25 protein-coding genes and 2 pseudogenes are annotated in these 25742 nt (G+C 70.6%); 24 read left to right on the top strand and 3 right to left on the bottom strand.

Annotated elements, in window-relative coordinates; genetic code table 11:
• Nucleotides 1-39 precede the first annotated feature (39 nt).
• Nucleotides 40-540: a roadblock/LC7 domain-containing protein gene (locus OOJ91_RS14230; protein ID WP_266245079.1), complete on the bottom strand. Its 501-nt coding sequence runs from the start codon at nucleotides 538-540 to the stop codon at nucleotides 40-42.
• Nucleotides 541-789: 249 nt separating this feature from the next.
• On the opposite strand from OOJ91_RS14230, the gene OOJ91_RS14225 reads away from it, so the two are divergent.
• Genes OOJ91_RS14225 through OOJ91_RS14215 form a run of 3 tightly spaced genes read left to right on the top strand, consistent with a single transcriptional unit; the run spans nucleotide 790 to nucleotide 3232 of the window.
• Nucleotides 790-1137 (top strand): VOC family protein, encoded by a 348-nt coding sequence (locus tag OOJ91_RS14225; protein ID WP_266245078.1) that lies wholly within the window; start codon nucleotides 790-792, stop codon nucleotides 1135-1137.
• Complete coding sequence (locus tag OOJ91_RS14220; protein WP_266245076.1) at nucleotides 1134-2387, top strand: deoxyguanosinetriphosphate triphosphohydrolase; 1254 nt, start codon at nucleotides 1134-1136, stop codon at nucleotides 2385-2387. The genes OOJ91_RS14225 and OOJ91_RS14220 overlap by 4 nt, the downstream gene beginning before the upstream one ends.
• 14 nt (nucleotides 2388-2401) lie before the next feature.
• Complete coding sequence (locus OOJ91_RS14215) at nucleotides 2402-3232, top strand: siderophore-interacting protein (RefSeq protein ID WP_266245074.1); 831 nt, start codon at nucleotides 2402-2404, stop codon at nucleotides 3230-3232.
• A gap of 7 nt (nucleotides 3233-3239) precedes the next feature.
• On the opposite strand, the gene OOJ91_RS14210 is transcribed toward OOJ91_RS14215, so the two are convergent.
• A complete protein-coding gene (locus tag OOJ91_RS14210; RefSeq protein ID WP_266245072.1) occupies nucleotides 3240-4445 on the bottom strand; it encodes a low temperature requirement protein A in 1206 nt (401 codons plus the stop codon).
• A 113-nt stretch (nucleotides 4446-4558) separates the two neighbouring features.
• On the opposite strand from OOJ91_RS14210, the pseudogene dnaG reads away from it, so the two are divergent.
• From dnaG to OOJ91_RS14165, 10 genes and pseudogenes are all read left to right on the top strand, one after another.
• A pseudogene (dnaG, locus tag OOJ91_RS14205) lies at nucleotides 4559-6461 on the top strand (DNA primase).
• Complete coding sequence (locus OOJ91_RS14200) at nucleotides 6462-6998, top strand: hypothetical protein (RefSeq protein ID WP_266245071.1); 537 nt, start codon at nucleotides 6462-6464, stop codon at nucleotides 6996-6998. It abuts the pseudogene before it with no gap.
• A 46-nt stretch (nucleotides 6999-7044) separates the two neighbouring features.
• Nucleotides 7045-7977 (top strand): ABC transporter ATP-binding protein, encoded by a 933-nt coding sequence (locus OOJ91_RS14195; protein ID WP_266245070.1) that lies wholly within the window; start codon nucleotides 7045-7047, stop codon nucleotides 7975-7977.
• Between the two features lie 176 nt (nucleotides 7978-8153).
• Nucleotides 8154-8252 (top strand): annotated as a pseudogene (locus OOJ91_RS34590) (helix-turn-helix domain-containing protein); the annotation flags it as partial.
• Complete coding sequence (locus tag OOJ91_RS14190) at nucleotides 8243-8437, top strand: DUF397 domain-containing protein (protein WP_266245069.1); 195 nt, start codon at nucleotides 8243-8245, stop codon at nucleotides 8435-8437. The pseudogene OOJ91_RS34590 and the gene OOJ91_RS14190, both read left to right, overlap by 10 nt.
• A gap of 378 nt (nucleotides 8438-8815) precedes the next feature.
• On the top strand, nucleotides 8816-9304 hold the full coding sequence (locus OOJ91_RS14185) for a hypothetical protein (protein ID WP_266245067.1): 489 nt from the start codon (nucleotides 8816-8818) through the stop codon (nucleotides 9302-9304).
• Complete coding sequence (locus OOJ91_RS14180; RefSeq protein WP_266245066.1) at nucleotides 9286-12150, top strand: hypothetical protein; 2865 nt, start codon at nucleotides 9286-9288, stop codon at nucleotides 12148-12150. The genes OOJ91_RS14185 and OOJ91_RS14180 overlap by 19 nt, the downstream gene beginning before the upstream one ends.
• A 274-nt stretch (nucleotides 12151-12424) precedes the next feature.
• Nucleotides 12425-13216: an ABC transporter permease gene (locus OOJ91_RS14175; protein ID WP_266245065.1), complete on the top strand. Its 792-nt coding sequence runs from the start codon at nucleotides 12425-12427 to the stop codon at nucleotides 13214-13216.
• 9 nt (nucleotides 13217-13225) lie between these two features.
• A complete protein-coding gene (locus OOJ91_RS14170; RefSeq protein ID WP_266245064.1) occupies nucleotides 13226-14035 on the top strand; it encodes an ABC transporter permease in 810 nt (269 codons plus the stop codon).
• A gap of 169 nt (nucleotides 14036-14204) precedes the next feature.
• The gene (locus tag OOJ91_RS14165) at nucleotides 14205-15227 is read left to right on the top strand and encodes a YihY/virulence factor BrkB family protein (RefSeq protein WP_266245063.1); all 1023 of its coding nucleotides are present in this window, start codon (nucleotides 14205-14207) and stop codon (nucleotides 15225-15227) included.
• On the opposite strand, the gene OOJ91_RS14160 is transcribed toward OOJ91_RS14165, so the two are convergent.
• Nucleotides 15193-16038 (bottom strand): AfsR/SARP family transcriptional regulator, encoded by an 846-nt coding sequence (locus OOJ91_RS14160; RefSeq protein WP_266245061.1) that lies wholly within the window; start codon nucleotides 16036-16038, stop codon nucleotides 15193-15195. The genes OOJ91_RS14165 and OOJ91_RS14160 overlap by 35 nt on opposite strands.
• Nucleotides 16039-16166: 128 nt before the next feature.
• Between OOJ91_RS14160 and OOJ91_RS14155 the strand changes: the two genes are divergently transcribed.
• The 11 genes from OOJ91_RS14155 (at nucleotide 16167) to OOJ91_RS14105 (ending at nucleotide 25598) form a co-directional block, all read left to right on the top strand.
• Nucleotides 16167-16706 carry a MauE/DoxX family redox-associated membrane protein gene (locus tag OOJ91_RS14155; RefSeq protein ID WP_266245060.1) on the top strand — a complete coding sequence of 180 codons (540 nt, stop codon included), beginning with the start codon at nucleotides 16167-16169 and terminating at the stop codon, nucleotides 16704-16706.
• Between the two features lie 35 nt (nucleotides 16707-16741).
• The gene (locus tag OOJ91_RS14150; protein WP_266245058.1) at nucleotides 16742-17287 is read left to right on the top strand and encodes a hypothetical protein; all 546 of its coding nucleotides are present in this window, start codon (nucleotides 16742-16744) and stop codon (nucleotides 17285-17287) included.
• Nucleotides 17288-17356: 69 nt separating this feature from the next.
• Complete coding sequence (locus OOJ91_RS14145; RefSeq protein WP_266245057.1) at nucleotides 17357-17674, top strand: hypothetical protein; 318 nt, start codon at nucleotides 17357-17359, stop codon at nucleotides 17672-17674.
• Between the two features lie 80 nt (nucleotides 17675-17754).
• Nucleotides 17755-18342 (top strand): hypothetical protein, encoded by a 588-nt coding sequence (locus tag OOJ91_RS14140; protein ID WP_266245056.1) that lies wholly within the window; start codon nucleotides 17755-17757, stop codon nucleotides 18340-18342.
• Between the two features lie 35 nt (nucleotides 18343-18377).
• Nucleotides 18378-18731, top strand: a complete 354-nt coding sequence (locus tag OOJ91_RS14135) for a hypothetical protein (protein WP_266245055.1) — start codon at nucleotides 18378-18380, stop codon at nucleotides 18729-18731.
• Nucleotides 18732-18760: 29 nt separating this feature from the next.
• A complete protein-coding gene (locus tag OOJ91_RS14130) occupies nucleotides 18761-19033 on the top strand; it encodes a hypothetical protein (RefSeq protein ID WP_007463824.1) in 273 nt (90 codons plus the stop codon).
• A gap of 231 nt (nucleotides 19034-19264) precedes the next feature.
• Complete coding sequence (locus OOJ91_RS14125; protein WP_266245052.1) at nucleotides 19265-20443, top strand: ROK family protein; 1179 nt, start codon at nucleotides 19265-19267, stop codon at nucleotides 20441-20443.
• Nucleotides 20440-22077 carry a sugar ABC transporter ATP-binding protein gene (locus tag OOJ91_RS14120; protein ID WP_266245050.1) on the top strand — a complete coding sequence of 546 codons (1638 nt, stop codon included), beginning with the start codon at nucleotides 20440-20442 and terminating at the stop codon, nucleotides 22075-22077. The genes OOJ91_RS14125 and OOJ91_RS14120 overlap by 4 nt, the downstream gene beginning before the upstream one ends.
• Nucleotides 22074-23198, top strand: coding sequence for an ABC transporter permease (locus OOJ91_RS14115; protein ID WP_266245048.1), 1125 nt, complete (start codon nucleotides 22074-22076; stop codon nucleotides 23196-23198). Before OOJ91_RS14120 ends, OOJ91_RS14115 begins: the two co-directional genes overlap by 4 nt.
• Nucleotides 23199-23316: 118 nt before the next feature.
• Nucleotides 23317-24369, top strand: coding sequence for a substrate-binding domain-containing protein (locus OOJ91_RS14110; RefSeq protein ID WP_266245046.1), 1053 nt, complete (start codon nucleotides 23317-23319; stop codon nucleotides 24367-24369).
• Between the two features lie 53 nt (nucleotides 24370-24422).
• Nucleotides 24423-25598 (top strand): Gfo/Idh/MocA family protein, encoded by a 1176-nt coding sequence (locus tag OOJ91_RS14105; protein ID WP_439117064.1) that lies wholly within the window; start codon nucleotides 24423-24425, stop codon nucleotides 25596-25598.
• Nucleotides 25599-25742: the final 144 nt, after the last annotated feature.

The raw sequence follows: 25742 nt of genomic DNA, 5'->3' as shown, positions 1-25742 counted from the left end.
ACCCGGCCGCCGCCAGTGCCAGGGCCGCGCCGCCGACGGTCAGATCGGCGGGCGACGCCAGGTGGGTCGGGCCGAGCGGCGCAACTGCGCCGGCAGGGTCGCCATCGGGGTACGCACGGCAAGCGGCGCGTGCGCGTCGGGCACCGCCGTGGCGCCGATCCCGCCGCCACGGGTGTCCAGCACGCGGCCGGCCCGGTGCGCCACCGCCCGAGCCTCCTCGTGCAGCCCTTCCAGATCCTCCGCCGCCGACGCGGTGACCAGTGTCAGCAGGGCGCTGCGCCCGGCCGGGTAGGTGACCACGCAGCCGTCGGTGGTGCGTACCACCGACTCGCGGAACTCACCCCGCCGGACCGTGTCGGCGACCCGGTGACCGAGCCCGTAGCTGGCCGCGGCGAGCGCGGCGAGGTGTGTGGCGTCGGTGCTCGGCAGGTCGCTGGAGATGAGCAGCCCGTCGGTGCCGGCCAGCACGGCGCCGGCGACCTCGGGTCGGCGTCGGCGCAGCCCGAGCAGTTCCGTTCCCACCACCGTGTCTGCATCCACGAGCGTCTCCCTAGCGGTCGGCTCCGCATCTCGGTCGGCTGGTCACTTTCCGCGCTGGGAACGCTACCGCTGGCCACTTGCGCCCGCGAGCCCGTAACCCAGGGCGATCGGTTCGCAACTGGGGGCCGATTGGCGGTTGCGCGCCCGCCGGTGCTGCGTCGCGGGCGGGTCGAGCGGCATCGGCGGGCGTAACCTTGGCTCGCTCACACACGGCCGGCGATGTCCGCCGTCGACGGGAGAGGTGGTTGTATGACAAGCGTCTGGGAGAACCTGACCATCGACGCCCGCGATCCGGCCCGACTGGCCCGCTGGTGGGCAGAGGCACTCGGCTACCAGGTGGTCGCCGAGAGACCGGACGAGGTGGAGATCCGCAAGTCCGCCGACAGCCTTCCCGGCCTGGTCTTCGTGCCGGTGCCCGACGGCAAGGAGCGCAAGAACCGCCTACACCTCGACCTGCGTCCGGCCGACCGGGAGGCCGAGGTCGAGCGCCTGGTCGACATGGGCGCCCGGCACGTCGACGTCGGTCAGGGTGACGTCGGGTGGACGGTCCTGTCCGACCCGGAGGGCAACGAGTTCTGCGTTCTGCGTGAGAAGTGAATCGCGCTGACGCCCGCCTCGTCGAGGAGCCGCCCAAGGACACCGGCCACCGCCGGTCGCCGTACGAGCGCGACCGTGCCCGGGTGCTGCACTCCGCGGCGTTTCGCCGGTTGGCGACCAAGACCCAGGTGCACACCGCCGGCACCGACGACTTCCTGCGTACCCGGCTGACGCACTCGCTGGAGGTGGCCCAGATCGCCCGGGAGATGGGTGCCCGGCTGGGTTGCGACCCGGACGTGGTCGACGTCGCCGGGCTCGCCCACGACCTCGGGCACCCGCCGTTCGGGCACAACGGCGAGGCGGCGCTGGACCTGCTGGCCGCGCCCTGCGGCGGCTTCGAGGGCAACGCGCAGACGCTGCGGGTGCTGACCCGGCTGGAGGCGAAGGTGCTCGCCCCGGACGGTTCGTCGGCCGGGCTGAACCTCACCCGGGCGTCGCTCGATGCGATCGGCAAGTACCCCTGGCCGCGTCGGGACGGGCAGCGCAAGTTCGGGGTGTACGCCGACGACGCCGCGGTGTTCGGCTGGATCCGGGCCGGTGCGCCCGGCGACCGGCGCTGCCTGGAGGCGCAGGTGATGGACTGGGCCGACGACGTCGCGTACTCGGTGCACGACGTGGAGGACGGCATCCACGGCGGGTACGTCGTGCTGCGCCCGCTGCTCGCGGACGCCGACGAGCGGGCCGCGCTCTGCGCGGACGTGGCCGCCGCCTACTCCGGGGAGTCCCCGGCCGACCTGGCCGAGGTGCTCGTCGAGTTGCTCGCCGATCCGCTGCTCGCCCCGCTCACCTCCTACGACGGCAGCCACCGCGCACTGGTCGCGCTGAAGGCCACCACCAGCGGCCTGACCGGTCGGTTCGTGTCGGCGGCGGTGGCGGCCACCGAGGAGCGGTACGGCCCCGGGCCGCACCGTCGCTACGCCGCCGACCTGGTGGTGCCGAGACGGGTCCGGGCGCAGTGCGCGCTGCTCAAGGGCATCGCCCTGCGCTACGTGATGCGGCGCACCGGCTTCCGGGGGCGCTACGAGCGGCAGCGGACGATGCTCGCCGAGCTGGCGGCGGCGCTGGTCCGACGGGCGCCGGACGGGCTCGACTCGGTGTTCGCACCGCTGTGGCGGGCCGCGCCGGACGACGCCGCCCGGCTGCGTGTGGTGATCGACCAGATCGCCTCGCTCACCGACCCGGCGGCGATGAGCTGGCACGCCCGTCTCGTCTCCGGCGGCGCACCGCCGGAGGCATCCGCGACAACTTAGGTTAACCTAAGTGCATGTCGGAACGCCCAAGGAACGTCACAGCGGTCCAGGTGCTGCGCACCGAGCGACCCACCCCGCACCTGATCCGGCTCGTCCTCGGTGGGGACGAGCTGATCGGCCTGCCGGTGGGCGAGTTCACCGACCACTACATCAAGCTGGTCTTTCCGCACCCCGGCGTCGCGTACGCGCAGCCGCTCGACCTCGCCGCGATCCGCCGTGACCTGCCCCGGGAGCAGTGGCCCCGGCTGCGCGCGTACACCGTGCGGCGGTGGGACCCGCTGGCCGGGGAGTTGACAGTGGACGTGGTGCACCACGGCGACGAGGGGCTGGCCGGTCCGTGGGCCGCCGCGCTGCGCCCGGGTGACCCGGTGCACTTCGTCGGCCCCGGCGGGGCGTACGCCCCGGACCCGGCGGCGGACTGGCACCTGCTGGTCGGCGACGAGAGCGCCCTGCCGGCGATCGCCGCCGCCCTGGAACGGCTGCCGTTGGGCGCTCCCGCCCGCGTCTTCGTGGAGATCGCCGACCCGGCGGACGAGCAGAAGCTGCTCAGCCCCGGCGCGGTCGAGCTGACCTGGCTGCACCGGGGGGACCGCCCGGTGGGCGAGGCGCTCGTCGCGGCGGTACGAGCGTTGGAGTTCCCGGCCGGTCGGGTGCACGCGTTCGTGCACGGCGAGGCCGCCTTCGTCCGGGACCTGCGCCGGCTGCTGCGCGGCGAGCGGGGCCTACCCCTCGACCAGCTCTCCATCTCCGGCTACTGGCGACGGGGCATGGACGACGAGGGCTGGCGCTCCACCAAGGCCGACTGGAACAACCAGGTCGCAGCCGAGGAGGCCACCGCCGCCTGAGGGCCGCTCAGCCCTCGGGTGTGCGGCTCTCCGCGCCGGCCCGGGCGAGTCGCCGGCTGAGCAGCACGGCGTACCCGACGACCGCCAGGGAGAGCAGCAACAGCATCACCCTCGGTCGGTGCACAGTCGCGGTGATCAGGGAGACCGAGAGCACCCCGTAGGCGGAGATCGCCAACCGGGCGAGGCTCGGTCGGGTCCACAACCAGTACAGGGCCAGGCCACACAGCGTCCAGACCACCATCGCGGCGCCCAGCAGAAGCCGCAGCTCCAGCGGCAGCCCGGCCGCGTTGTCGTCGACGAGCCGGACCACCTGGCCGAGCGCCCAGCCGAGCAGCAGCAGCGCGCCGCCGAGCGGGATGTGCAGGAAGCTGTACGCCTGCCCGCCGCGCAGCCGACTCTGGAGCAGGCGGGTGGTGACGAAAGTGGTGTAGACCCACCAGACGGCCGCCGGGATCAGGAAGGCCATCGCGGCGGTGAGGATCATGTGGGGCGGAGGGTGGTCCGGCACCGCGAAGAGCAGGCTGGCCAGCGCGCTGCCCAGCACGATGATGGTGAACTGGCCGATCCGTTCCGGCAGGTGCCGGTTGTCCACCGGCCAGCGGTTGAGCCACCGTACGCCGACCCAGGGCGTGGCCAGTTCGACGACCATCGCGACGATCCACAGGACGGGGCGCAGCTCGGTGGGCGTCGTCAGCGACACCAGCCAGATCAGCCAGCCCGACCCGAAGCCGATCAGGTAGACGGTCGTCACCATGCGGGCCATCGGGCTGGTGGGGCGGGCCCGCAGGTACAGCAGGAGCAGCACGCCCCGCACGATCAGGTACCCGACCGGTAGGAGCACGCTCTCCGGCACCTCGTCCACCCCGAGCGTCATCGCGCCCGCGCCGATCAACGCGACAAGCACCAGCAGTCGGTGCAGCGCGTCGTCCGGGTCGAACCGGGTGTCGTAGTAGACCTGCCCCAGCCAGGCCCACTGAATCACCACGAAGAGCCCGATCACGGCCAGCACGGCAGTCGGCGACGGGTTCGGCTCGTTGCCCAGCCGGGCCACCACCGCCCCCAGCGCGTACACGAAGATGAGGTCGAGGAACAGCTCCAACCAGGTGGCGTGCCGGTGACCGGCCTCGTCGGCTCGTGGGGCCAGTCCGCGTAGACCCATCCGAGTGGCCAACCAACTCGGCAGGTGGGGAGGTCCGGTCCGTACCCTGCGCATCTGGTCATGGTCCCCGCGCGGGCCCGGCGGCCGGGCCGGAACCGGCCAGCCGGCAGCGGCGGTCGCCACACAGGCGTCCCCCGGCCGGCGTGTCGGCGGTCCGGCAGGGCAGGATGTACGCCGAGGGGGTGGCGCATGGCTGGGCGGATCCGGGACGAGGACATCGCACTGGTCCGGGAACGCACCTCGATCGGGGATGTGATCTCCGAGACGGTCACCCTGAAGTCCGCAGGCGGCGGCAACCTCAAGGGCCTGTGCCCGTTCCACGACGAGAAGAGCCCGTCGTTCAACGTCTCGCCGGCCCGCAACGTCTGGTACTGCTTCGGCTGCGGCGCGGGCGGCGACGCGATCAAGTTCCTGATGGACGCCGAGCACCTCAGCTTCGTCGAGTCGGTCGAGCGGCTGGCCGGGCGTGCCGGCATCCAGCTGCGCTACGTCGAGGACGACCGCAGCACCCCGCGTCCCCGCCCCCAGCAGGGCCAACGGCAGCGCCTGGTCGCCGCGCACGCCGCCGCTGTCGAGTTCTACCGGGCGCAGCTCAGCACCGCCGGGGCCCGGCCCGCCCGGGAGTTCCTGGCCAGGAGGGGCTTCGACCGGGCCGCCGCCGAGCGCTACGGGTGCGGGTTCGCGCCGGAGGGCTGGGACCTGCTCACCAAGCACCTGCGCCAGCAGGGCTTCACCCACCAGGAGCTGGTCACCGCCGGGCTGTCCCGGGAGTCCCGCTCGGGCACGCTCATCGACCGGTTCCGGCGCCGGCTGCTCTGGCCGATCCGCGACCTGGCCGGCGACGTGATCGGCTTCGGGGCCCGCAAGCTCTTCGACGACGACGACGGCCCGAAGTACCTGAACACCCCCGAGACGCCGATCTACAAGAAGTCGCACGTGCTCTACGGCATCGACCAGGCCAAGCGGGAGATCGCCAAGCAGGGCCGCGCGGTGATCGTCGAGGGTTACACCGACGTGATGGCCTGCCACCTGGCCGGGGTGACGACTGCGGTGGCGACCTGCGGGACCGCGTTCGGCGCGGACCACATCGGGGTGCTGCGCCGACTCCTGCTGGACACCGACTCGGTGGCCGGCGAGATCATCTTCACCTTCGACGGGGACGCCGCCGGGCAGAAGGCGGCGCTGCGCGCCTTCTCCGACGACCAGCGCTTCGTGGGCCGTACCTTCATCGCGGTCAGCCCCGACAACATGGACCCGTGCGACCTGCGGTTGGCCAAGGGCGACCTGGCGGTCCGCGACCTGGTCGCCAGGCGCGAGCCGCTCGTCGACTTCGCGCTACGCCACGAGATCAGCCGCTTCGACCTCGACACCGTCGACGGCCGGGTCGAGGCGATGCGTCGGGCCGCGCCGCTCGTCGCGCAACTGAAAGACCGGGAGAAACGCCCGGAGTACGTCCGCAAGCTCGCCATGGACCTCGGGATGGAGATCGAGCCGGTGCAGCGGGCGGTGCTCGCCGCCGCCAACACCCCGCCGCCCGGCGCCCGGGACGCCGCGCCCGCCCCGCGATCCGCCCCGGCCCGCCCCGAGCCGGCCCTGGACAGCCCGCAGTCGATGGTCGAGCGTGAGGCGTTGAAGCTCGCCCTGCAACAGCCGGTGCTGGCCGGGCCGATGTTCGACGCGGTCGAGGCCACCGAATACCGCCACCCGGTGCACGTCGCCGTGCGGACGGCCGTCGCGGAGGCCGGTGGGGCCGTCTCGGCGACCGGCGGCGCGGTGTGGATCGAGAAGGTCCGCGACGCCTGCGACGACCTGGCCTCGGCGGCCCTCGTCGGCGAGCTGGCCGTGGAGCCGCTGCGGATCGACGGCGACCCGGACCCGCGGTACGTGTCGATCACCATGGCCCGGGTGCAGTTCGGGTCGGTGACGGCCCGCATCCGCGACCTCAAGTCGCGCATCCAGCGGATCAACCCGGTCAACAACAAGGACGAGTACTTCGCCGCCTTCGGCGAACTGCTGTCGCTCGAGCAGCATGCCCGGGCGTTGCGCGAGCAGGCCGCGGGAGGGCTCTAGATGGGACTGTTCAGCCGCAAGCCGAAGTTGCCGCCGGCCGACCGGCCGCCGCTGGCCGCCGACGAGCGGGTGCTCGCCTGGTCGGCGGCGGGCAACGGCGAGGGCGACGGGGTCGTCGTGGCCAGCAACCTCGGGCTGTGGCTGCCCGGGCGGGGCCACCGCATCGGCTGGCACGACGTCCTCAAGGCCGTCTGGTCCGGTCGGGAGCTGACCGTCACGCCCGCCGAGACCGTCGCCGAGCGCGACGGCTACGCAGTGGTCGCCGACGGGCCGGCGGAGACGTACCTGCTGCTCGACCCGGGTGAGCTGCCGCACCAGGTGCGGGCCCGGGTGACGCGCTCCGTCGCGTACACCGAACACCACCCGGTGCCCGGCGGCGCGGCCCGGGTCGCGGCCCGGCGGGTGGCAGGCGTGGACGGTCTGACCTGGACGGTCCGCCTCGATCCCGGCACCTCGGCGGACGAGCCGGCCCTGCTCGACGAGACCGACCGGCTGGTCGCCACCGCGCGGGCCGCCACCGCGCCGGTGGACGGCTGACGTATTCGCGTGGAGGACTGTCGGACCTGGCGGCTAGGGTCGGGCGGTGACTTCGGGGCGACCACTGATTCAGGCTCGTGGGCTGGTGAAGCGGTTCGGTGACTTCACCGCCGTCGACGGCATCGACGTCGAGGTGCGTTCGGGCGAGGCGTTCGGTTTCCTCGGCCCCAACGGCGCCGGCAAGTCCTCCACCATGCGGATGGTCGGCTGCATCTCCCCACCCAGCGGCGGTGAGCTGCGCATCCTCGACCTGGATCCGGTCCGTGACGGGCCGGCGATCCGGGCCCGCCTCGGCGTGTGCCCGCAGATGGACAATCTCGACCCGGAGCTGACCGTCCGGGAAAACCTCACGGTGTACGCCCGCTACTTCGGCATCCCGCGTCGGGTCGCCCGGGAGCGGGCCGCCGAGCTGCTCGACTTCGTTCAGCTCACCGAGCGTGCCGACAGTAGGGTCGAGCCGCTCTCCGGCGGGATGAAGCGTCGTCTGACAATCGCCCGCGCGCTCGTCAACGACCCGGAGATCGTGCTCCTCGACGAGCCGACCACCGGGCTCGACCCGCAGGCCCGGCACCTGGTGTGGGAGCGGCTGTTCCGACTCAAGCAGCAGGGAGTGACGCTTGTGCTCACCACGCACTACATGGACGAGGCCGAGCAGCTCTGCGACCGGCTGGTGGTCATGGACGGCGGGCGGATCGTCGCCGAGGGTTCACCCCGGGCGCTGATCGAGGAGCACTCCACCCGTGAGGTGGTCGAGCTGCGTTTCGCGGCCGAGTCGCAGGAGCCCTTCGCCGGCAAGCTCGACGGTCTGGGGGAGCGGGTCGAGGTGCTGCCCGACCGGGTCCTGCTCTACGTCCCCGACGGTGACGCGGCGGTCGCCGAGGTCACCGCGTTGGGGCTCAACCCGGCAAACGTGCTGGTGCGGCGCAGCGGCCTGGAGGACGTCTTCCTGCACCTGACCGGCCGCACCCTGATCGACTGACCTCTTCCGCCACCTGCTCTCCGGTCATCGGGCCCTCGCCCAGGTGAGGAATCGATCCCTCAGGCGGTCGTGTCCGAGCTGGTTCGCGAGGTCTCCGTCCGCCTCCATAAGCAGCGTGGCAAGGTAGATGAGCAGGCCGGTCCTGTTCTCGCGGTACTCCCCGAGCAACGCCAGGCGCGCAGATGGTCGAGGTGTGGGAGTCGATCCGTGGTGAGGCACTATCGCACAGGCAGTCCCTCGATCTCCTGGCGGAAGTGGCAGAGACATGGATTTGACCGGTGCCCGGTGGCGCAAGAGCATCCGTAGCGGCCCCGATGGCGGCAACTGCGTGGAGGTGGCCGACAACCTGCCCGGGTTGGTGGCCGTTCGTGACTCGAAGGACCCGACCGGCCCGGTGCTGGTCTTCGCGCCGGACGCGTGGCGCGCGTTCGTCGGACTCGGCGCCGTTCGCGCGGGTTGATCAACTCCATCTCGGTGATACGGGGGTGTCCCGGTGGCGGGATGCCGCCAGATCGCCGATGTGGAGCAGTGCTGCGGACACCGCGGGTTCGGAGAATCCGAGTTGATCATTGGCGCGAGCATGCCGCTGGTCGGCTGACCGTCGCCGGCCGATCGGGCAGACCCCTGGCTATGACGTGACGGTGATCCGACCGTGATGGCCTCGGGGACTCTCCGGAACCATGATGATTCTCGAAGTTCGCCCGACTCGACCAGGGAGCGGTCGATGCGCAGCCTGAGCAGGCGTGCCTCGTCCGTATCCGCCAGCCGCGGCAGGTGGTGGCGCGCCCTCGGATCGGCCGTTGCCCTCAGCGTCCTGCTCGCAGTGGGCGGAGCGGCGGTGACCCCACCGCAGGTGGCCCGTGCCGCCGGCTGCAAGGCGGAGACATGCAAGGGCAGGTGGGCCGACGACGCCGGTTGCCTGGCCGACAAGGTCATTGTCGGTGACCAACGGATCTACATCGAATCGCCTGTGGACAACAGCAAGCTGATGGATGGCACAAACACGGTCTTCTACTCGCCGGCCTGTCAGGCAACCTGGGCCGACTGGCACATCACCTTCGACGAGACCGACTGGGAGCCGGAGTTCCAGTTCTGGGGGCTCAGCCAGTACGGCGCGAACGAGATGCGCAAGCCCGAGGCAGAGTCCGACCTCTTCCCGGGCAGCTACGTCAACTACACGTCCGCCGATGTGGACCTGTGGCGCTCGGCGATGACCGATTGGAACACCTCGGTGAAGTCCTGTTGGTACATCGCCGGCGGCTCGGAGGAGCCTCCCACTCCGACAAACGATCCGGACGAGGAGCTGTCATGCACCGACTGGATCTGAAACGGACCCGGCCGGTGCGCCGGATGGTCCTGACGGCCTTCGGTGTGGTGGTCGCGCTCGGGGCGTCGGCGCTTGTCAGCCCCCAGCCCGCGGCCGCCCGACCAGTCTCGCCGGTGCCCGTGGAGACCCTGAGCCGCGGGGCGCTTGCCGACCCGGACGCATCACTCGGCGCCGCCTGGGCCGGATCAAGCGACCAACTCGTCACTGGTGTCGGGGACCGCAACGGCTTCCACCTGCTCGTGGCCCGGGAGAAGGAGGCCTTCGCCTGGTCGACCTTGACCACGCTGAACGCCGGTCTCCCCGATGCCGGCACCTGGACGGGCACCGTCTGCGTCACCGGCTCCGGTAGGCGGGCCGTCGCGGTCTATGCCCCGAGCTCGTACAGCAACAAGCCGGAACTGGCCACGAAGGGTGCCTACGTCGCCGTGGTCGACCTGACCACAGGCAAGGCCACGCCGCTGAGAGAACGGGTCCAGCTGGCGTACTACAACCCGTCCTGCGGGGCTGGCGAACGTGTGCTGGTCACCAGGCCAACCGACGTCGGCCAGCAGACCACCGAGGTCATCGCCATCGACGCGGCAGCCGGCAAGGTGGCCTCGACGGTCCGCTTGGCCGGGCAGTTCACCAACGCGGCACCTGCGGCCGAGGGTGACTACGGCATCCTCCGGGGCGACCTCTACCGGCTCCGAAGCGGCAGGCTCACCAAGCTGGCCGACCCGGGTGGGCAGCCCTTCGCCGTCCGGGCGACGGCCGCCGGCGCGGTCGACGTGCTGACCGTGGACGAGGCGAAGCCGGGCGCGGAGGGTCGGGCGACCGCCCACCGGTACGTCGGCCGGGGACACACCACCCTCGGCACGGGCCGTGCCACCGGGCTCGAACTGATCGGTCTCTCCGGTGGCCGCAATGCCCTCATCGGTGACGTCGGCGGCATCCGTCGGCCCCCCGTCGATCTGGTGCTGCTCACGGCCGCCGACAAGTCGCGCGTGGCGTCCCGGGAGGGTCACCTGCTGGCGATGTCGGTTCGCCCGGCCGAGACGGACCAGGCTGACGGACAGTCCCGTTTCGACATCAGGGTCCGGGCCACCGCCACCGGTCGGGAGAGCCGGCACACGGTGACCGCGATGCGGAAGGCGCCGGCGGACTCCGCGCCCCGCGCCGGTGGTATGGAGGCGCCCAGCGCCAGGGCAGCCGGAGAGGTCATCACCCACCCCGCCTACCAGCCGAGGTGCGCGGTTCCGCGTAACGACATCCGCCGGCAGGTGCTCCAGCCGAGCGCCAACCAGGTGGAGTGGGCGGTGGACCTCGCCGTGCAGGGCAAGCTGACCGTCTCGCGGCCGGCCAACTACCTGAAGACCGGCATGCCGGCGTACACGCCGCAGGGGATGTTCCCCCTGCCGTCCGGGCCGCGGGTGCCGGCGCAGGTGATGCTGGCGGTGCTGGCCCAGGAGACCAACATGGCGCAGGCTTCCTGGCACGCCTCTCCGGGCGACGGCGGCAACCCGCTCGTCTCCGACTACTACGGCAACCGCAGCAGCGGCGTTTGGGACTCCATCGACTACAGCAGCAGCGACTGTGGGTACGGCATATCCCAGGTCACCGACGGCATGAATTTCGGTTCCACGCCGGGCCTTTCCGAGCAGGAGCGGGTGGCCATCTCCAGCGACTACGCCGCGAACATCGCGGCTGGTCTGCAGATCCTTGTGAAGAAGTTCAACGAGGTGCAGGCGCTCGGCATCACCGTCAACACCAACGACCCCCTCTACATCGAGAACTGGTTCCTGGCGGTCTGGGGATACAACAGCGGAGTGCACGCCCGGGGCGAGCCGGGTGCGGGCAGCAACTACGGGCTCGGCTGGTTCAACAACCCGGCGAACCCGACGTATCCGGCGAACCGGGATCCGTTCCTGCGGATTGACAAGGAGGATGCGAGCCACCCGTCGGACTGGTCGTACCCGGAGCGGATCATGGGCTGGGCCGAGGTGCCGCAGTGGCAGTGGATCGACCCGGTGACGAAGTACTCCACGCCGCTGTTCGGTTCATCGCGCAACCAGCTCAGCCTGCCGAGCAGGTACCAGTTCTGCACCTCGTCGAACCACTGCTCGGCGACCGGGGACAACTCGGCCTGCGACGAGTCCTGCTGGTGGCACAGCGATACCACCTGGGTCACCGAGGCCGCTCCACTGAGCACTGAGAAGCTGGTGTACGCGGTGGGCTCCGCGGAGCCTGCCGTCAAGGCGGTGTATCCGAAGCGGTGCACCCCGTTCTCGGCGAGCGGGGCCCTGGTGGTCGACGACCTGAGAGACTCGTCGATCAATACGCTGGGCTGCGCGGGGCAGAGCTGGGGTGGCAAGTTCACCCTCCGCCTGGGGTCCCCGGCAGGTGATCTGATGGGCTTCCACGCGGACATCGACGTGCACCAGATCGGTGCGGGCTATCTCGGCCACATGTGGTTCACCCACAGCGTCGACCCCGACTTCGCGCCGCTGCATCAGGTCGTCGGCACCTGGACGCCAGATATCCGCAGTGGCATCAAGAGCTGGGACATCGTGGTGCACCTGCCGTCGCACGGCGCCAATGAGACGGCGGCCGAATACATAATCAAACCGGGCATCGGCATCTACGGCGATCCCCGCGACACCGAAAAGACCTGCACGGTGAACCAGGACGCCAAGACTCTGGGCGTCGACAGGTGGGTGAGCCTGGGCCGCTACACCCTCGGGCCGCGTGCCCGGGTGCAGCTCAGTAACAAGATCGAGGGTGCGACCGGCGACGTCGACATCGCCTGGGACGCGATGGCGTTCGTACCGGCGAGCGGCACCGAGAAGACCTGCCGCACGATCTGGTAACACAGTCGACCCGGTTGGTCGATTCGAGGGGCGGGCGCCGGCAGGTGTCCGCCCCTGGGACCTGACGGGCGCCCGCTGGCGCAAAGAGCTAGATCCACTCCGTTTCCTGCGAACCGGGGTGTCCACAGCGCTGTGGACACCCCGGTTCGCTGAATGTGAGTCGATCGCCGGCGCGAGCCGCTCGAAACCCGGGCGACACGTCGACGGGGGCGTCGTAGGGTGACCGGCGGCCTGTCGTACCCCGGGGGTAGAAAGGTCGGGGACGGGGGTGGTCATGGTGAGTGTGGCGCAGCGGACGCGGGTGCCGTGGGTGCCGGCGTACGCGGTGTTCGAGCACTACCTGGTGGGGCTTCGTCGCACCTGGCGGGCCGGGGTGTTCTCGTCGTTCCTGCTGCCGGTGCTCACCGTGCTGGGCTTCGGGCTGGGCGTCGGCGCGTACATCGACCAGGGCGTCGACGGGGTGCGCTATCTCGACTGGCTGGTCCCCGGGCTGATCGCCTCGACGGCGCTCCAGGTGACCGTGGGCGACTCGACGTGGCCGGTGTTCAGCAACTTCCAGTGGGTCAAGACCTACTTCGCGCAGACGGCGTCGCCGCTGCGGGTCGGTGACATCCTGGCCGGGCACCTGGCCTTCGTGCTGTTCCGGGTGCTCACGACGATCGCGGCCTTCCTGCTGGTCACCGGGCTGTTCGGGGCGTTGCGGTCGCCGTGGGCGGTGGCCACCCTGCCGGTGGTGGCGCTGCTCGGGCTGGCCGTGGCCGCGCCGACCTTCGCGTACGCCGCGGTGGTGTCCAGCGACAGTTGGCTGGCGATGCTGTTCCGGTTCGCGGTCATCCCGATGACGCTGTTCGCCGGCGTGTTCTTTCCGGTCGATTCGCTGCCCGAGGCGCTGCGCTGGCTGGCGTACGTGACGCCGCTGTGGCACGCCGTCGACCTGTGCCGTGCGGCGACCCTCGGCGTCGCCCCACAGTGGTCGATCGCCGGGCACCTGCTGTACCTGGCTGCCTGGGCGGCCGTCGGTTGGCTGCTGGCGCTGCGCACCTTCCGCCGCAAGCTCGTCGTGTAGGGAGATCCCGTGGTCACGCTGGTCCTGCCCCGGCTCGTCGACGTCTCCGCCGCGTCCCGGCGGTCGGCGTCGGTGGTCGAGCGCAACGTCGCCGCGTTGAAGTCGGTCTACTGGCTGCTGCTGCTCTCCGGTTTCGTGGAGCCGCTGCTCTACCTGCTCTCCATCGGCGTGGGCGTCGGGACGCTCGTCGGCGACCTGCCGCTGCCCGGTGGGCGGCTGGTGTCGTACGCCGAGTTCGTGGCGCCGGCGATGCTGGCCTCCTCCGCGATGACCGGGGCGCTCTCCGAGACCACATTCAACTTCTTCGGCAAGATGAAGTACATGAAGCTGTACGACGGGATGATCGCCACCCCGGTACGGCCGTTCGAGATCGCCCTCGGTGAGCTGGGCTGGGCGATGCTGCGGGGCAGCGCCTACTCGGCCGCGTTCCTCGGCGTGATGATCGCGCTGGATCTGACAAGCGTCGTCCACGCGCTGACCACCCTGCCGGCCGCGGTCCTTGTCGGGTTCGCGTTCGGGGCGCTCGGCATGGCGATCTCCACCTTCATGCGCAGTTGGCAGGATTTCGACCTGGTGGCGTCCGCACAGTTCACGCTGTTCCTCTTCTCCGGCACCTTCGTGCCGGCGCAGGCATACCCGACCCTGCTGCACTGGCTGGTCGAGGTCACCCCGCTGTACCGGGCGGTGCACCTGGTCCGCGGCATCGCGCTGGGCACCGGAGGTTGGCTCTGGCTGCTCGACGTGCTCTACCTGCTGGCGATGCTGGCGGCCGGCCTGCTGGTGGCGTCGCGGCGGATGGGCAGGTTGCTCTACCCATAGGGGTTATCCGCCGCCGTTCCCGGGGCATGTCCTCCAGGCGACGCCGCCGACGGCGGCGACAGCGCCGACGCGGCGACGCCGCCGACGCGGCGACGCCGCCGACAAGGCGACATTGCCGACGGCGGCGACAGCGCCGATGCGGCAACACCGCCGACGAAGAGGAGGGGCGATGGCCTCCGACGAGTCTTCCGCCCACCGCGAGCGCGAGCCTGAGCGCAGCGAGCCGGTCGGGCCCGATGCGGGGCCGGACAGCCCCACCGATCTTCCCGGCAGCGGCTGGAAGGCGGCGCTGCGCCGCACGGTCACCGAGTTCCAGGACGACAACCTGACCGACTGGGCGGCGGCGCTCACCTACTACGGCGTGCTGTCCATCTTCCCCGGGCTGCTGGTGCTGATCTCGATCCTGGGCCTGCTCGGAACGAGCGCCACCGAGGGTGTCAAGGACACCGTCAACCAGGCGGTGCCGAACGACAGCATCCGGCAGATCATCACCGAGGCGATCACCACGGCGGACAAGAACGGCGGCCTGGCCAGCATCGCGGCGATCATCGGTGTGGTGGCCGCGTTCTGGTCCGCGTCGGGCTACATCGGCGCGTTCATGCGTGCCTCGAACAGCATCTACGACGTGCCGGAGGGCCGGCCGATCTGGAAGACGCTGCCGATCCGGCTCGGCGTGACCGCCGTGGTCGGGGTGCTGCTGCTTGCCAGTGCGGTGATCGTGGTCTTCACCGGCCGCCTCGCCGAGACGGTCGGGGACGTGGTCGGTCTCGGCTCGGCGGCCGTCACGGTGTGGGACATCGCCAAGTGGCCGGTGCTGCTGCTCCTGGTCAGCCTGATGTTCGCCATCCTCTACTGGGCCTCGCCGAACGCCCGTCACGGCGGGTTCCGCTGGGTCAGCCCGGGTGGGGTGCTCGCCGTGGTGATCTGGCTGCTGATCTCCGGTCTGTTCGCCTTCTACGTGGGCAACTTCGGCTCGTACAACAAGACGTACGGCGCGCTCGCCGGGGTGATCATCTTTCTGGTCTGGCTGTGGCTGAGCAACATCGCGATCCTGTTGGGCGCCGAGTTCGACGCCGAGTTGGAGCGCGGCCGGGCCATCTCGGCCGGCCACGCCGTCGACGACGAGCCGTACGTGGAGCTGCGCGACGACCGCAAGCTCAGGAAGAAGCGGAATTCGGCTGCCAAGCGGTGACCCGGTCACAGAGCAGCCGCTCCCGCAACTCCCGCAGTTCGCCACCCGGCCCGGTCCCGAGTTCCTCCGCGAGGTGGTCGTGCAGCCGCCGGTAGACACCGTGCGCCTCCACCTGTCGGCCCTCCCGGTGCAGCGCCAGCATGAGCAGTGCCTGTAGGCGTTCCCGGGAGGGGTGTTCGGCGGCCAGTTCGATGAGGTCGGCCAGCACCTGGCGGTGTCGGCCGAGCCGCAGCTCCAGGTCGTAGCGCTCCTCGGCGGCGAGCAGCCGCAGTTCGGCCAGTCGCGCGGCGGCGGGCTCCAGCGCCGGGCTGTTCAGCCCGTCCAGCGCGGGGCCGCGCCACAGGGTCAACGCGTCGTGGTAGAGGCTGACGGCGCGAGCCGTGTCGATCTCGGTGGCCTGCCGGGCCCGCCGGACGGTCTCGGCGAACTCCCGCGCGTCCACGTACGCGTCCGACACGTCCAGTTGGTAGCCGTCGGGGCGGGTGACCACGATGTTCGCGTCACCCCCGTGCCGGACGAGGTGCCGCCGCAGCGCCCCGACCTGGTTCTGCACCTGCTTGCGGGCGGTCCACGGCCCCGCGTCGTCCCAGCACGCCTCGATCAGGCGGTTGACCGACAGCCAGCCCTCGCTGGCGACCAGGAGCGCGGCCAGGATCCGTCGTTGGCGGGGTGCGGGCAGATCCACCGGCGCGCCTGAGGAGCGAACCTCCAGCGGGCCGAGAATGGCGAATTCCACGTTTCTCCGTTCGGTGGGCCGGGTGGCCCGCAGAGCCGTGCCAAGGCTCACCAGCGCGGGCGTCAGCCGAGTCATGCTCGCCGATGACATGACGATGACGGATCCGTGCGGTCGCGGTGCCGGGGATGTGCCGTACGAATGAGTCGATGGGTCAGAGTGCCAGTAACGACGCGCTTCCGCTAATAGCGGGGAAGGAGCCCGTTGTGGCTTCAATATCCATTGTCGGCATCCTATTCGTCAACTGTGTGGCGGCGGCGCTGTTGATGCAGGCTGCCGCCGCGAAGACCGTGGACGGCGCGCAGTTGGGCCGCGCTCTCCGGGAGATCGGCCTGCCGTGGGCGTCCGGGTCAGGTCTCGTCCGGCTGGTGGCCCTGCTCGAACTGTGCGCCGCTGTGGCCCTGGTCGTGGAGCCGAGCCGGCGAGCGGGTGCGCTGCTGGTGGCGGCGTTGGGGCTGTCGTTCGCGGTGGTCGGTCTGGTCGGCGCGGTGCGGGGCAGCGAGGAGCCGTGCGGGTGTTTCGGCCGCACCGAGGGTGCTCCGTTCGGGCCGGTGAACATCGCCATCGGCGTCGGTCTGCTGGCCGTCGCGGTCGGCAACCTCGCCGTCGCCGACGTCGCCGCCACAGAGCCGGCAGGGCCGGTGATCGGCGCCGCGCTCGCCGCGCTGCTGCTGTCGCTCTACGCCAACCGTCGCTGGATTCTCCCGATCGTACGACCGCTCTTCCCGCAATCCGACCGGGTGTGACGGGCGCTTCTCCACCACGAAGGGTAATGAACGCCATGACCATGTTCCTTGCTTTCGTCCTGCTGGTTCTCGCCGGAACGATGGTGCTGTTTTTCGCGATGCTCGGCCAGTTGGCGGCGCGATTGCCGGAGCAGAGCAACGAGCCGACGGCCCAGGTCGAGCCCCTGGAGAACGCCCGGTTGGGCGCCGAGTCGCTGAACTGGCCGGCGGAGCTGGCGCACCTGCGGGACCGTGAGCGCGCCCTGGTGCTGGTGCTCAGCTCCTCGTGCGCGAGCTGCGAGCAGATCGCCGCCCAGGTGCCCGACGCCCTGGACCGTGGGGTCGACTTCGGCGTGGTGGTCTCCTGCGGTGTCCGCGAGCGTGGCGAGGACTTCATCCGCCGGCACGAGCTGGAGCGGGCCAAGCCGTACCTGGACCACGGCGGCGCGTGGAGCACCGGGGAGTTCAACGTCGACTCCAGCCCGGCGGCCCTGCTGTTCCGCAACGGTCGGCTGGAGACCGCGCTGCTCTTCTGGACGCTCGACAGCGCCCTCGCCGCGACCGGTCACCTGCACTCCGCCCACTCCGCCCAGGAGGCGTGAGCGCGCCAGGACCCCGGGTGACGTGCGACGGGCACGGCACCCGACAGCCCATCTCACACAGGAGGTGTCATGACCACTGCCGTCCCCAAGTCCTCGGTCAAACGACGGGGCGTACTGCGCGGTATCGGCGCCGGCGGACTGGCCGCCGCCGTCGCGGTCTTCGCCAAGGGGTCGCCGGCCCAGGCTGCCAACTGGAACTGCTGCACCCTCGACTACGTACCACCGAACATCAGCATGACGACCTGCCTGAACGCCAGCCACTACGTGTGGACCTGCACGTTCGGCACGGTGGGGCCGATCTACCGCTGCCAGTGCTGCGAGCGGAAGCGTGCCGACGGGACGTACAACGCCTCCGCCGGCAAGTGCACCTGCACCTCGAACTGCTGACGGCCTGACCGATGGAAGTGTGGATCGGCGTCGCCCTGCTGGGGGCGATCCTGCAGGGCTACAGCCCTTGAGGCGTCTCCATGGCCGGGGTCGCCGGCCCGATGTTGCGGGACGACAGGTGGGGTGGCACCCGGTTCCTGCTCGGCCTGCTGGTCGGCGGGATCCTGGGCGCGGCGGTCCTGGCGGTCCCGTTCTACCTGCTCGCCACCGGGGTCACCGCGGTGCTGCCGGAGGCGGTACGGGTCGGACTGGTGATCGTGGTGGCGCTCGGCTTCGGCGTGGCGGATCTGCGGCAACGGACTCCGCACGTGTGGCGGCAGGTGCCGCAGTCGCTGGTCCGGACGCTGCCACCCGGTTCGCTGGGAGTGGTGTGGGGCTTCGACCTGGCACTGCTGTTCACCACCCAGAAGACCACCTCGTTCCTGTGGGTGGCGCTGGCCGCGCTGGTGCTGCTGAGTCCGGCGGCGTTGCCGACGACGCTGATCGTGGTGGCCGTCCTGGCGGTGCTGTCGATGGTGGCGCTGAGCATCCGTAAGCCGACGACGACGCCGATCGACGAGGAGAAGGGACGGAGATGGCAGGACTGGCAGAGGATCATCCGCCGGTGGTCCGGCGCGACGCTGCTGGTCGCGGCAGTGGCTCAGGCATCGCTGCTGAACTGGGGGTGACCCCGGTCTTCCGGCCGGATCCGGCCGGTGGACAGGTGGTGATCACCCGGTTCGAGTGCCCGTCGCGGCTCGTCCTGCTCCGGTTGGTGGTGCTGCACCTGCGGATCAAGCGGGCGGTCCGGCGACGGTTGCCCGAGCTGATCGGCAGCCGGTTGCTCGTCGACTGGGGCGCCCGGACGCTGCTGAGCATCTCCGTGTGGCCGACGTTGGAGAGCGTCTACGGGATGGGGTCGGTGCCGGAGCACATCTCCGGGTCGCGCACCCCGCACCGCCTCGGCGTGCGGACCACCGCCGGCTTCTTCACCTTCACCGGCGACTGGCGGCAGCTCATGTTCGGTTCGCCTGTCGCCGCGCACTCACCCCTGCACCCCTGCGTGCAGAACGACTGATCACGAACAGAAGCCAGAAGGAGGTAGTCATGACCATTCCCACGGACCGCGGCCTGGTGGCGATCACCAAGGACGCCCGCGGTCGGACGGCCGTCATGGTCGGCACCAGCATCGCCGACGGCCAGATCGACGGGGTGTACGCCATGCACGTCGCACCGAAGCAGATCGTGGTGGATCCCCGGGTGCGGTTGAGCGCCGGGGAGCACGGTCAGTTCACCACCGAGCCGGTGGAGGTGTACGAAAGCGGCAACGCCGTACAGATCCGTGCCCTGGACGCGACGGCGGACCTGCGGCGGATGTAGGTCCGATCGTCCATCACCGCCGGGGGCGGGAGCGCGAAGGCGCTCCCGCCCCCGGTTCGTTTCCGCAGGCCCTTTTCTTGATCCACTATTAGCTTTTGCTCTTACGGACAAAAGTTGCCACCGGAACGGTTGAAGCTCTGGACACGCGGTGCGGAACGCTCCTACTGTGTCGGACACAACACCTCGGCGTTGCGTCGATGTGAACGAGTTCGATGAAGAGGTGAATTCCCGGTGCGGACCGTCGAGCCCCTGCACGTCCGATTGTTGCGGTTGCTCCGCGACGAGGGGGCCGTGTCCCGGGCCGAGCTGGGCGACCGCCTCCAGATGCCCCGCCCGCGCCTGCTGGCCGAGCTGGATCGCCTGGTCGCCCTGGGTTACGTCGCCGAGGCCGGGCTCGCCGCCTCGCGGGGTGGTCGTCGCTCCACACTTGTCGAGCTGAACCCGAAGCTGCGCTTCGCTGCCGTCGACCTGGGCGCCAGCTCGATGGACGTCGAGGTGGTCAACGGTCGTCTCGAACCGGTGGCCCACTACGCCGAGCCGGCCGACATCCGCAATGGACCGAAGGTGACCCTGCAGCGGGTCAACGAGTTGCTGCACAAGGCCCGGGTCGACGGCGCGTACGAGCGGTTGGACGCGGTGGGCATCGGTGTGCCCGGCCCGGTCAGCTTCCGCGACGGCGTCCCAGTCTCGCCTCCGATCATGCCCGGCTGGGACCGGTTCCCGGTGCGTGAGCTGCTCAGTCGGGAGCACGGCTGCCCGGCGGTGGTCGACAACGACGTCAACATCATGGCGATCGGCGAGCGGCACGGCGGGGTAGCCCACTCGGTGGACGACTTCCTCTTCGTGAAGATCGGCACCGGCATCGGCTGCGGCATCTACCTGACCGGCGACGTCTACCGCGGTACCGACGGCTGCGCCGGGGACATCGGCCACATCCAGGTGGACGCGCACGGGCCTATGTGCTCCTGCGGAAACGTCGGATGTCTGGAGGCGTTGTTCAGTGGCGCCGCGCTCGCCAAGGACGCCACAGTCGCCGCCCGCAGCGGAGCGTCGCCGGCGCTGGCCGAGCGGATGGGCCTGCGCGGCGTGGTGACCGCTCTGGACGTCGCCGAGGGGGCGGTCGAGGGCGACGTGACCTGTATCCAGCTGATCCGTGACGGCGGACGGCGGGTCGGCGGAGTCCTCGCCGGTCTGGTGAGCTTCACCAACCCGTCGATGATCGTGATCGGCGGTGGGCTGGCCCAGCTCGGGCACATCCTGCTCGCCGAGATCCGCAGCGTGGTCTACCGCCGGTCGCTGCCCCTGGCCACCGGCAACCTGCCCGTCGTGCTGTCCGAGCTAGGTGGTCGGGCCGGCGTCGCCGGCGCGGCCGTGCTCGCCAGCGACGTCGCCTTCGGCGAGGCCTCATGAACCTGCGGTCGTCAGGCGCCAAACCCATCGTGAGCGAGGAGGAGACCGTGGCCCAGCCCGAGGAGAACGCCGCCGTCGCCGGGGCGTCGCTGGTCGAGGCCCCCGCGGACACCGTCGCGGGCGAGGTGGTCCTGCGCCTCACCGACGTGGTCAAGACCTTCCCCGGCGTACGCGCCCTGGACGGGGTGCAGTTGGAGGTGCGCGCCGGCGAGGTGCACTGCCTGCTCGGGCAGAACGGCGCCGGCAAGTCCACGCTTATCAAGGTGCTGGCGGGGGTGCACCAGCCGGATTCCGGCCAGGTCGAGTGGCGGGGCGAGCCGACCACCTTCGCCAACCCGCAGGCCGCCATGCGCGCCGGCATCGCCACCATCTACCAGGAGTTGGACCTCGTCAACGACCTGTCGGTGGGGGAGAACGCGTTCCTCGGCCACGAGCCGCGCCGGCTGGGCTTCATCCGCCGCGGGCAAATGGTCCGACGAACTCGCCAGATCCTCGGTCGGCTCGGCCACGGCGAGATCCACCCCAGGCGGATGGTCCGCGCGCTGCCGGCGGCCGGCAAGCAGATCGTGAGCATGGCCCGGGCGCTGTCGCACGAGGCGCGACTGATCATCATGGACGAGCCGAGCGCGGTGCTGGCGCACGACGAGGTGGGCAACCTGTTCCGGATCATCCGGGAGCTGACCGCCCAGGGCATCGCCGTCATCTACATCTCCCACCGCCTGGAGGAGATCCGCGAGATCGGCGACCGTGTCACCGTACTCAAGGACGGCCGGACCACGGCGGCGAACCTGCCGGCGCGCGACACCCCGACCCGCGACCTGGTCAGCCGGATGACCGGCCGCAGCATCGAGTACGTCTTCCCGGAGCGCCCGGCGGCCGGTCCGGCCGGCGCGGAGCTGCTCCAGGTCGAGGGGTTGACCCGGGCGGGCGAGTTCGCCGACGTGTCGCTCGATGTCCGGGCCGGTGAGATCGTCGGCATCGCCGGGTTGGTCGGGTCCGGCCGCTCCGAGCTGCTGGAGACCATCTACGGCGCCCGCCGAGCCGACGCGGGCACCATCCGGATGGCCGGCCGGGCGTTGCGCGCGGGTGTCGGCGCGGCGGTCCGGGCGGGCATGGGCATGGCGCCGGAGGAGCGCAAGAGCCAGGCGCTGCTGCTCGGTGAGCCGATCTACCGCAACGTCACCCTCTCCACCTTCAGCAGGTACGCCCGGTTCGGCTTCACGAACGTGGCGGCCGAGCAGGCCGAGGCGAACCGGATCGCCGCCGATCTCGAACTGCGCCCGCGCGACGTCCGCCGCCCGGTGCGCACCCTCTCCGGCGGCAACCAGCAGAAGGTGGTCGTGGGGCGGTGGCTCCTCGGTGACACCAAACTGCTGATCCTGGACGAGCCGACCCGAGGCGTGGACATCGGCGCCCGAGCCGAGCTGTACCAGGTGATCCGGGACCTGGCCGTCCAGGGCGTCGGGGTCCTGCTGGTCTCCAGCGAGGTGCCCGAGGTGCTCGGACTGGCCGACCGGGTGCTGGTCATGCGGGAGGGCCGGGTGGTCCGCGAGGCCCCGGCCGGCGAACTCGACGAGAACACTGTGCTCGACCTCGTGATGGCGGGGTCCCTGATGGAAGGCGCACCGGCATGAGCGACGCGACTCCCACCCCCACGGCGACCCCGGAGCGCCCGCAGCTGCCGGCGCAGTCGCCGCCTGTGGATCCCGCCGAGACGGCGGCGGCCAGCGAGGCGGCGAAGACCAGTAACCGGCTCTCGTGGTGGCGAGGTGACAGCGGCGAAGGAGCCCGCCGTAACCTCGGCCTCATCGGGGTGCTTGTGGTCCTGGTCATCATCGGGGCGATGACCCGGTGGGACCTCTACTCCAACCCGGACTGGGTGTGGGGCAACACCCTCACCATCCTCAAGCTGGCCTCGGTGGTCGGCGTGGTCACCGTCGGGATGACGTTCGTCATCATCGGTGGCGGCATCGACCTCTCGGTCGGCGCGATCCTCGCGCTCTCCGCGGTCTGGGCCACCACTGTCGCCACCCAGAGCTACGGCGCCGGCGGCATGATCTTCACCGCTCTGGTCGTCGGGGTGTCGGTAGGCGTGGTCAACGGAATCCTCATCTCCTACGGCCGGCTGGTGCCCTTCATCGCCACCCTGGCGATGCTCGTGGCCGCCCGCGGTCTGGCGGCGGAGATCTCCAACAAGCAGACCCAGCTCTCCAACAACACCTTCATCAACAACATCGCCAGCGAGAAGCTGCTCGGCATCCCGCTGCTGGTCTACATCCTCGCCGCCGTGGTCGCGGCAGGTTGGGTGCTGCTCAACCGCACCACCTTCGGCCGGCGCACGGTCGCCGTCGGAGGCAACCCGGAGGCGGCCCGGCTGGCCGGCATCAACGTCCGGCGGCACACCCTGCTGCTGTACGCGCTGTCCGGCCTCTGCTGCGGCATCGCCGCCATCATGCTCACCGCCCAGGCCAACTCGGCCCAGGCGGCGACGGCAAACCTCTACGAGCTGGACGCGATCGCCGCCGCGATCATCGGTGGCACGCTGCTCAGCGGCGGGCGGGGCACGATCATCGGTTCCCTGCTCGGCGTGATCATCTTCTCGACGATCACCAATCTCTTCGCCATCAACGGTCTCTCCAGCGAGGCCCAGAACATGGTCAAGGGCGGCATCATCGTGGCGGCCGTCCTGGTCCAGCAGGTGCAGTTCCGCAGCATCACCCAGTTCCTGGGCCGTAACCGGCTCACCAGCAGCTGATCCACTCCCGCAACCGCACCACCTTGCCGCACCAGCACAGGGTCACCCGAGCATCGACGGTGACCGGATACCACGCACCCTTCACTCATCCCACCACCTGCGAACACAGGAGGTCGTCATGACCCAGCACAGTCCCGACCTGTCGCGCCGCCGAATGCTCTTCGGCGGGGTCGCGGTCGGCGCCGGCGTACTGCTGGCCGGTTGCACGAGCAACGAGGCGTCGCCCACCACCGCGCAGACCAAGGCCGCGGCGACAGGCGTCAACAACGAGCCCGGCAAGAAGGTGGTCATCGGCTTCTCCGCCCCCGCCGACGACCACGGCTGGATCGCCGCCATCACCAACAACGCCAAGGCGCAGGCCAGCGCGTTCTCCGACGTGGAGCTCAAGCCCGTCGCGGCGGGCGCGGACCCGGCGGCCCAGCGGGCGGCGCTGTCCACCCTGGTGTCGCAGAAGCCCGACGTCATCGTGGTGCTGCCGCACGACGGCAAGGAGCTGAACGCGTTCGGCCTGGAGGCCATGACCGCAGGCATCCCGGTGATCAACCTGGACCGGGCCTTCCCCGACGCCCGGGCGTACCGCCTGCAGATCAAGGGCGACAACTACGGCATGGGCGTCGCCGCGGCGACGTACATCATCGCCCAGCTCAAGGCCAAGGGCGTCAGCAACCCGGTCATCGGTGAGATCCCGGGCATCGACGCCCTGGAGCTGACCCAGGAGCGGACGAAGGGCTTCAACGACACGCTCGCCGCGAGCGGCTTCAAGGTCGCGAACCGGCGGCCGGCGGAGTTCACCGTCGACTCCGGCCAGCAGGCCGCGACCGGACTGTTCCAGGCGCTCCCGAAGATCGACGCGATCTGGAACCACGACGACGACCAGGGCGTCGGCGTGATGGCCGCGATCAACCAGTCCGGCCGCAAGGAGTTCTTCATGGTCGGCGGCGCCGGCTCGAAGAAGGCGATGGAGGACATCCAGGCGGACAACACCGTGCTGAAGGCCACCGTCACCTACAGCCCGTCGATGGCCTCCTCGGCCATCTCGCTCGCCCGCCTCATCGGCCAGGGCAAGGGCATGTCCGACCTGGTGGAACTCCAGGTGCCCAAGGAGATCGTGCTCGCCTCGGAGACGATCACGAAGGAGAACGCGAGCAACTACCTCAAGCTCGGGTTCTGACACACGGGGGGAGACCCACCTTGTCCACGACAGACAGAGAACTGCGGATCGGCATGGTCGGTTACGCGTTCATGGGCGCCGCGCACTCACAGGCGTGGCGCACCGTGAACCGCGTGTACGACCTGCCGGCACGGGCCAGGATGGCGCTGATCTGCGGCCGCGACACACCGAAGGTGGCCGAGGCCGCCGATCGGCTCGGCTGGGACGCGTACACGACGGACTGGCGTGACCTGATCAACCGGGACGACATCGACGTGGTCGACGTCTGCACACCCGGCGACAGTCACGCCGAGATCGCCCTCGCCGCACTGGCCGCCGGCAAGCACGTCCTGTGCGAGAAGCCGCTTGCCAACACGGTGGCGGAGGCGCGGGCGATGACCGCCGCGGCGGACACCGCCCGCGCCGCCGGGGTGCGGTCGATGTGCGGGTTCAACTACCGCAGGGTCCCCGCGGTCACGATGATGCGCCAGATGGTCGCCGAAGGACGGCTCGGAGTGATCCGGCACGTCCGGGCGGTCTACCTGCAGGACTGGATCGTGGATCCGCAGTTCCCGCTGGTCTGGCGTTTGCAGAAGGACAGGGCGGGCTCCGGCGCGCTCGGTGACATCGGTGCGCACATCATCGACCTGACGCAGTTCGTCGTCGGCCAGCGGATCACCGGCGTCAGCGCGATCACCGAGACGTTCGTGAAGGAGCGGCCGCTGCCGGCCGAGTCGAGCGGTCTGGCGGCCACCGTGGACGGCGGCTCGGCGCCCACCGGGCCGGTCACCGTCGACGACGCCGCGATCTTCGTGGCCCGGCTCGACGGCGGCGCCCTGGCGACGTACGAGGCGAGCCGTTTCGCCACGGGCCGCAAGAACGCCCTGCGAGTCGAGATCAACGGCTCGCTGGGCAGCGTGGTCTTCGACCTGGAGCGCCTCAACGAGCTGGAGTTCTACGACGCCACCCGGCCCACCCTGGAACAGGGCTTCAGCCGGATCCTGGTGACCGAGAGCGACCATCCGTACATGTCGGCGTGGTGGCCGCCCGGCCACATCATCGGCTACGAGCACTCCTTCACTCACCAGATGCGCGATCTCATCGAGGCGATCGCCACCGGCACCGACCCGGCGCCCTCCTTCGCCGACGCGTTGCAGGTCCAGCTCGTGCTGGACGCGGTGACCCGTTCGGCGGACGTCGGATCCTCCTGGACCGACGTGGAGCCGGCGCTGACCGCGGTGGCCGTCTGACCTCCTGACCATCCGCGACGGCGGTGTTCGCGCCGCCGTCGCCCGACCGGCTTTCCGGAGCCGACCGGCGAGGGACCGACCGCGGTTTGCGCCCCGCGATCGGGACGAGGTCGGCTCCGGAGAGTGTGCAGCCGGGCCGCGTGG

Source organism: Micromonospora lupini (assembly GCF_026342015.1).
Classification (GTDB): Bacteria; Actinomycetota; Actinomycetes; order Mycobacteriales; family Micromonosporaceae; genus Micromonospora; species Micromonospora lupini_B.
The sequence above is the reverse complement of the archived record's forward strand: the minus strand, read 5'-3'. Positions and strand labels throughout refer to the sequence as shown.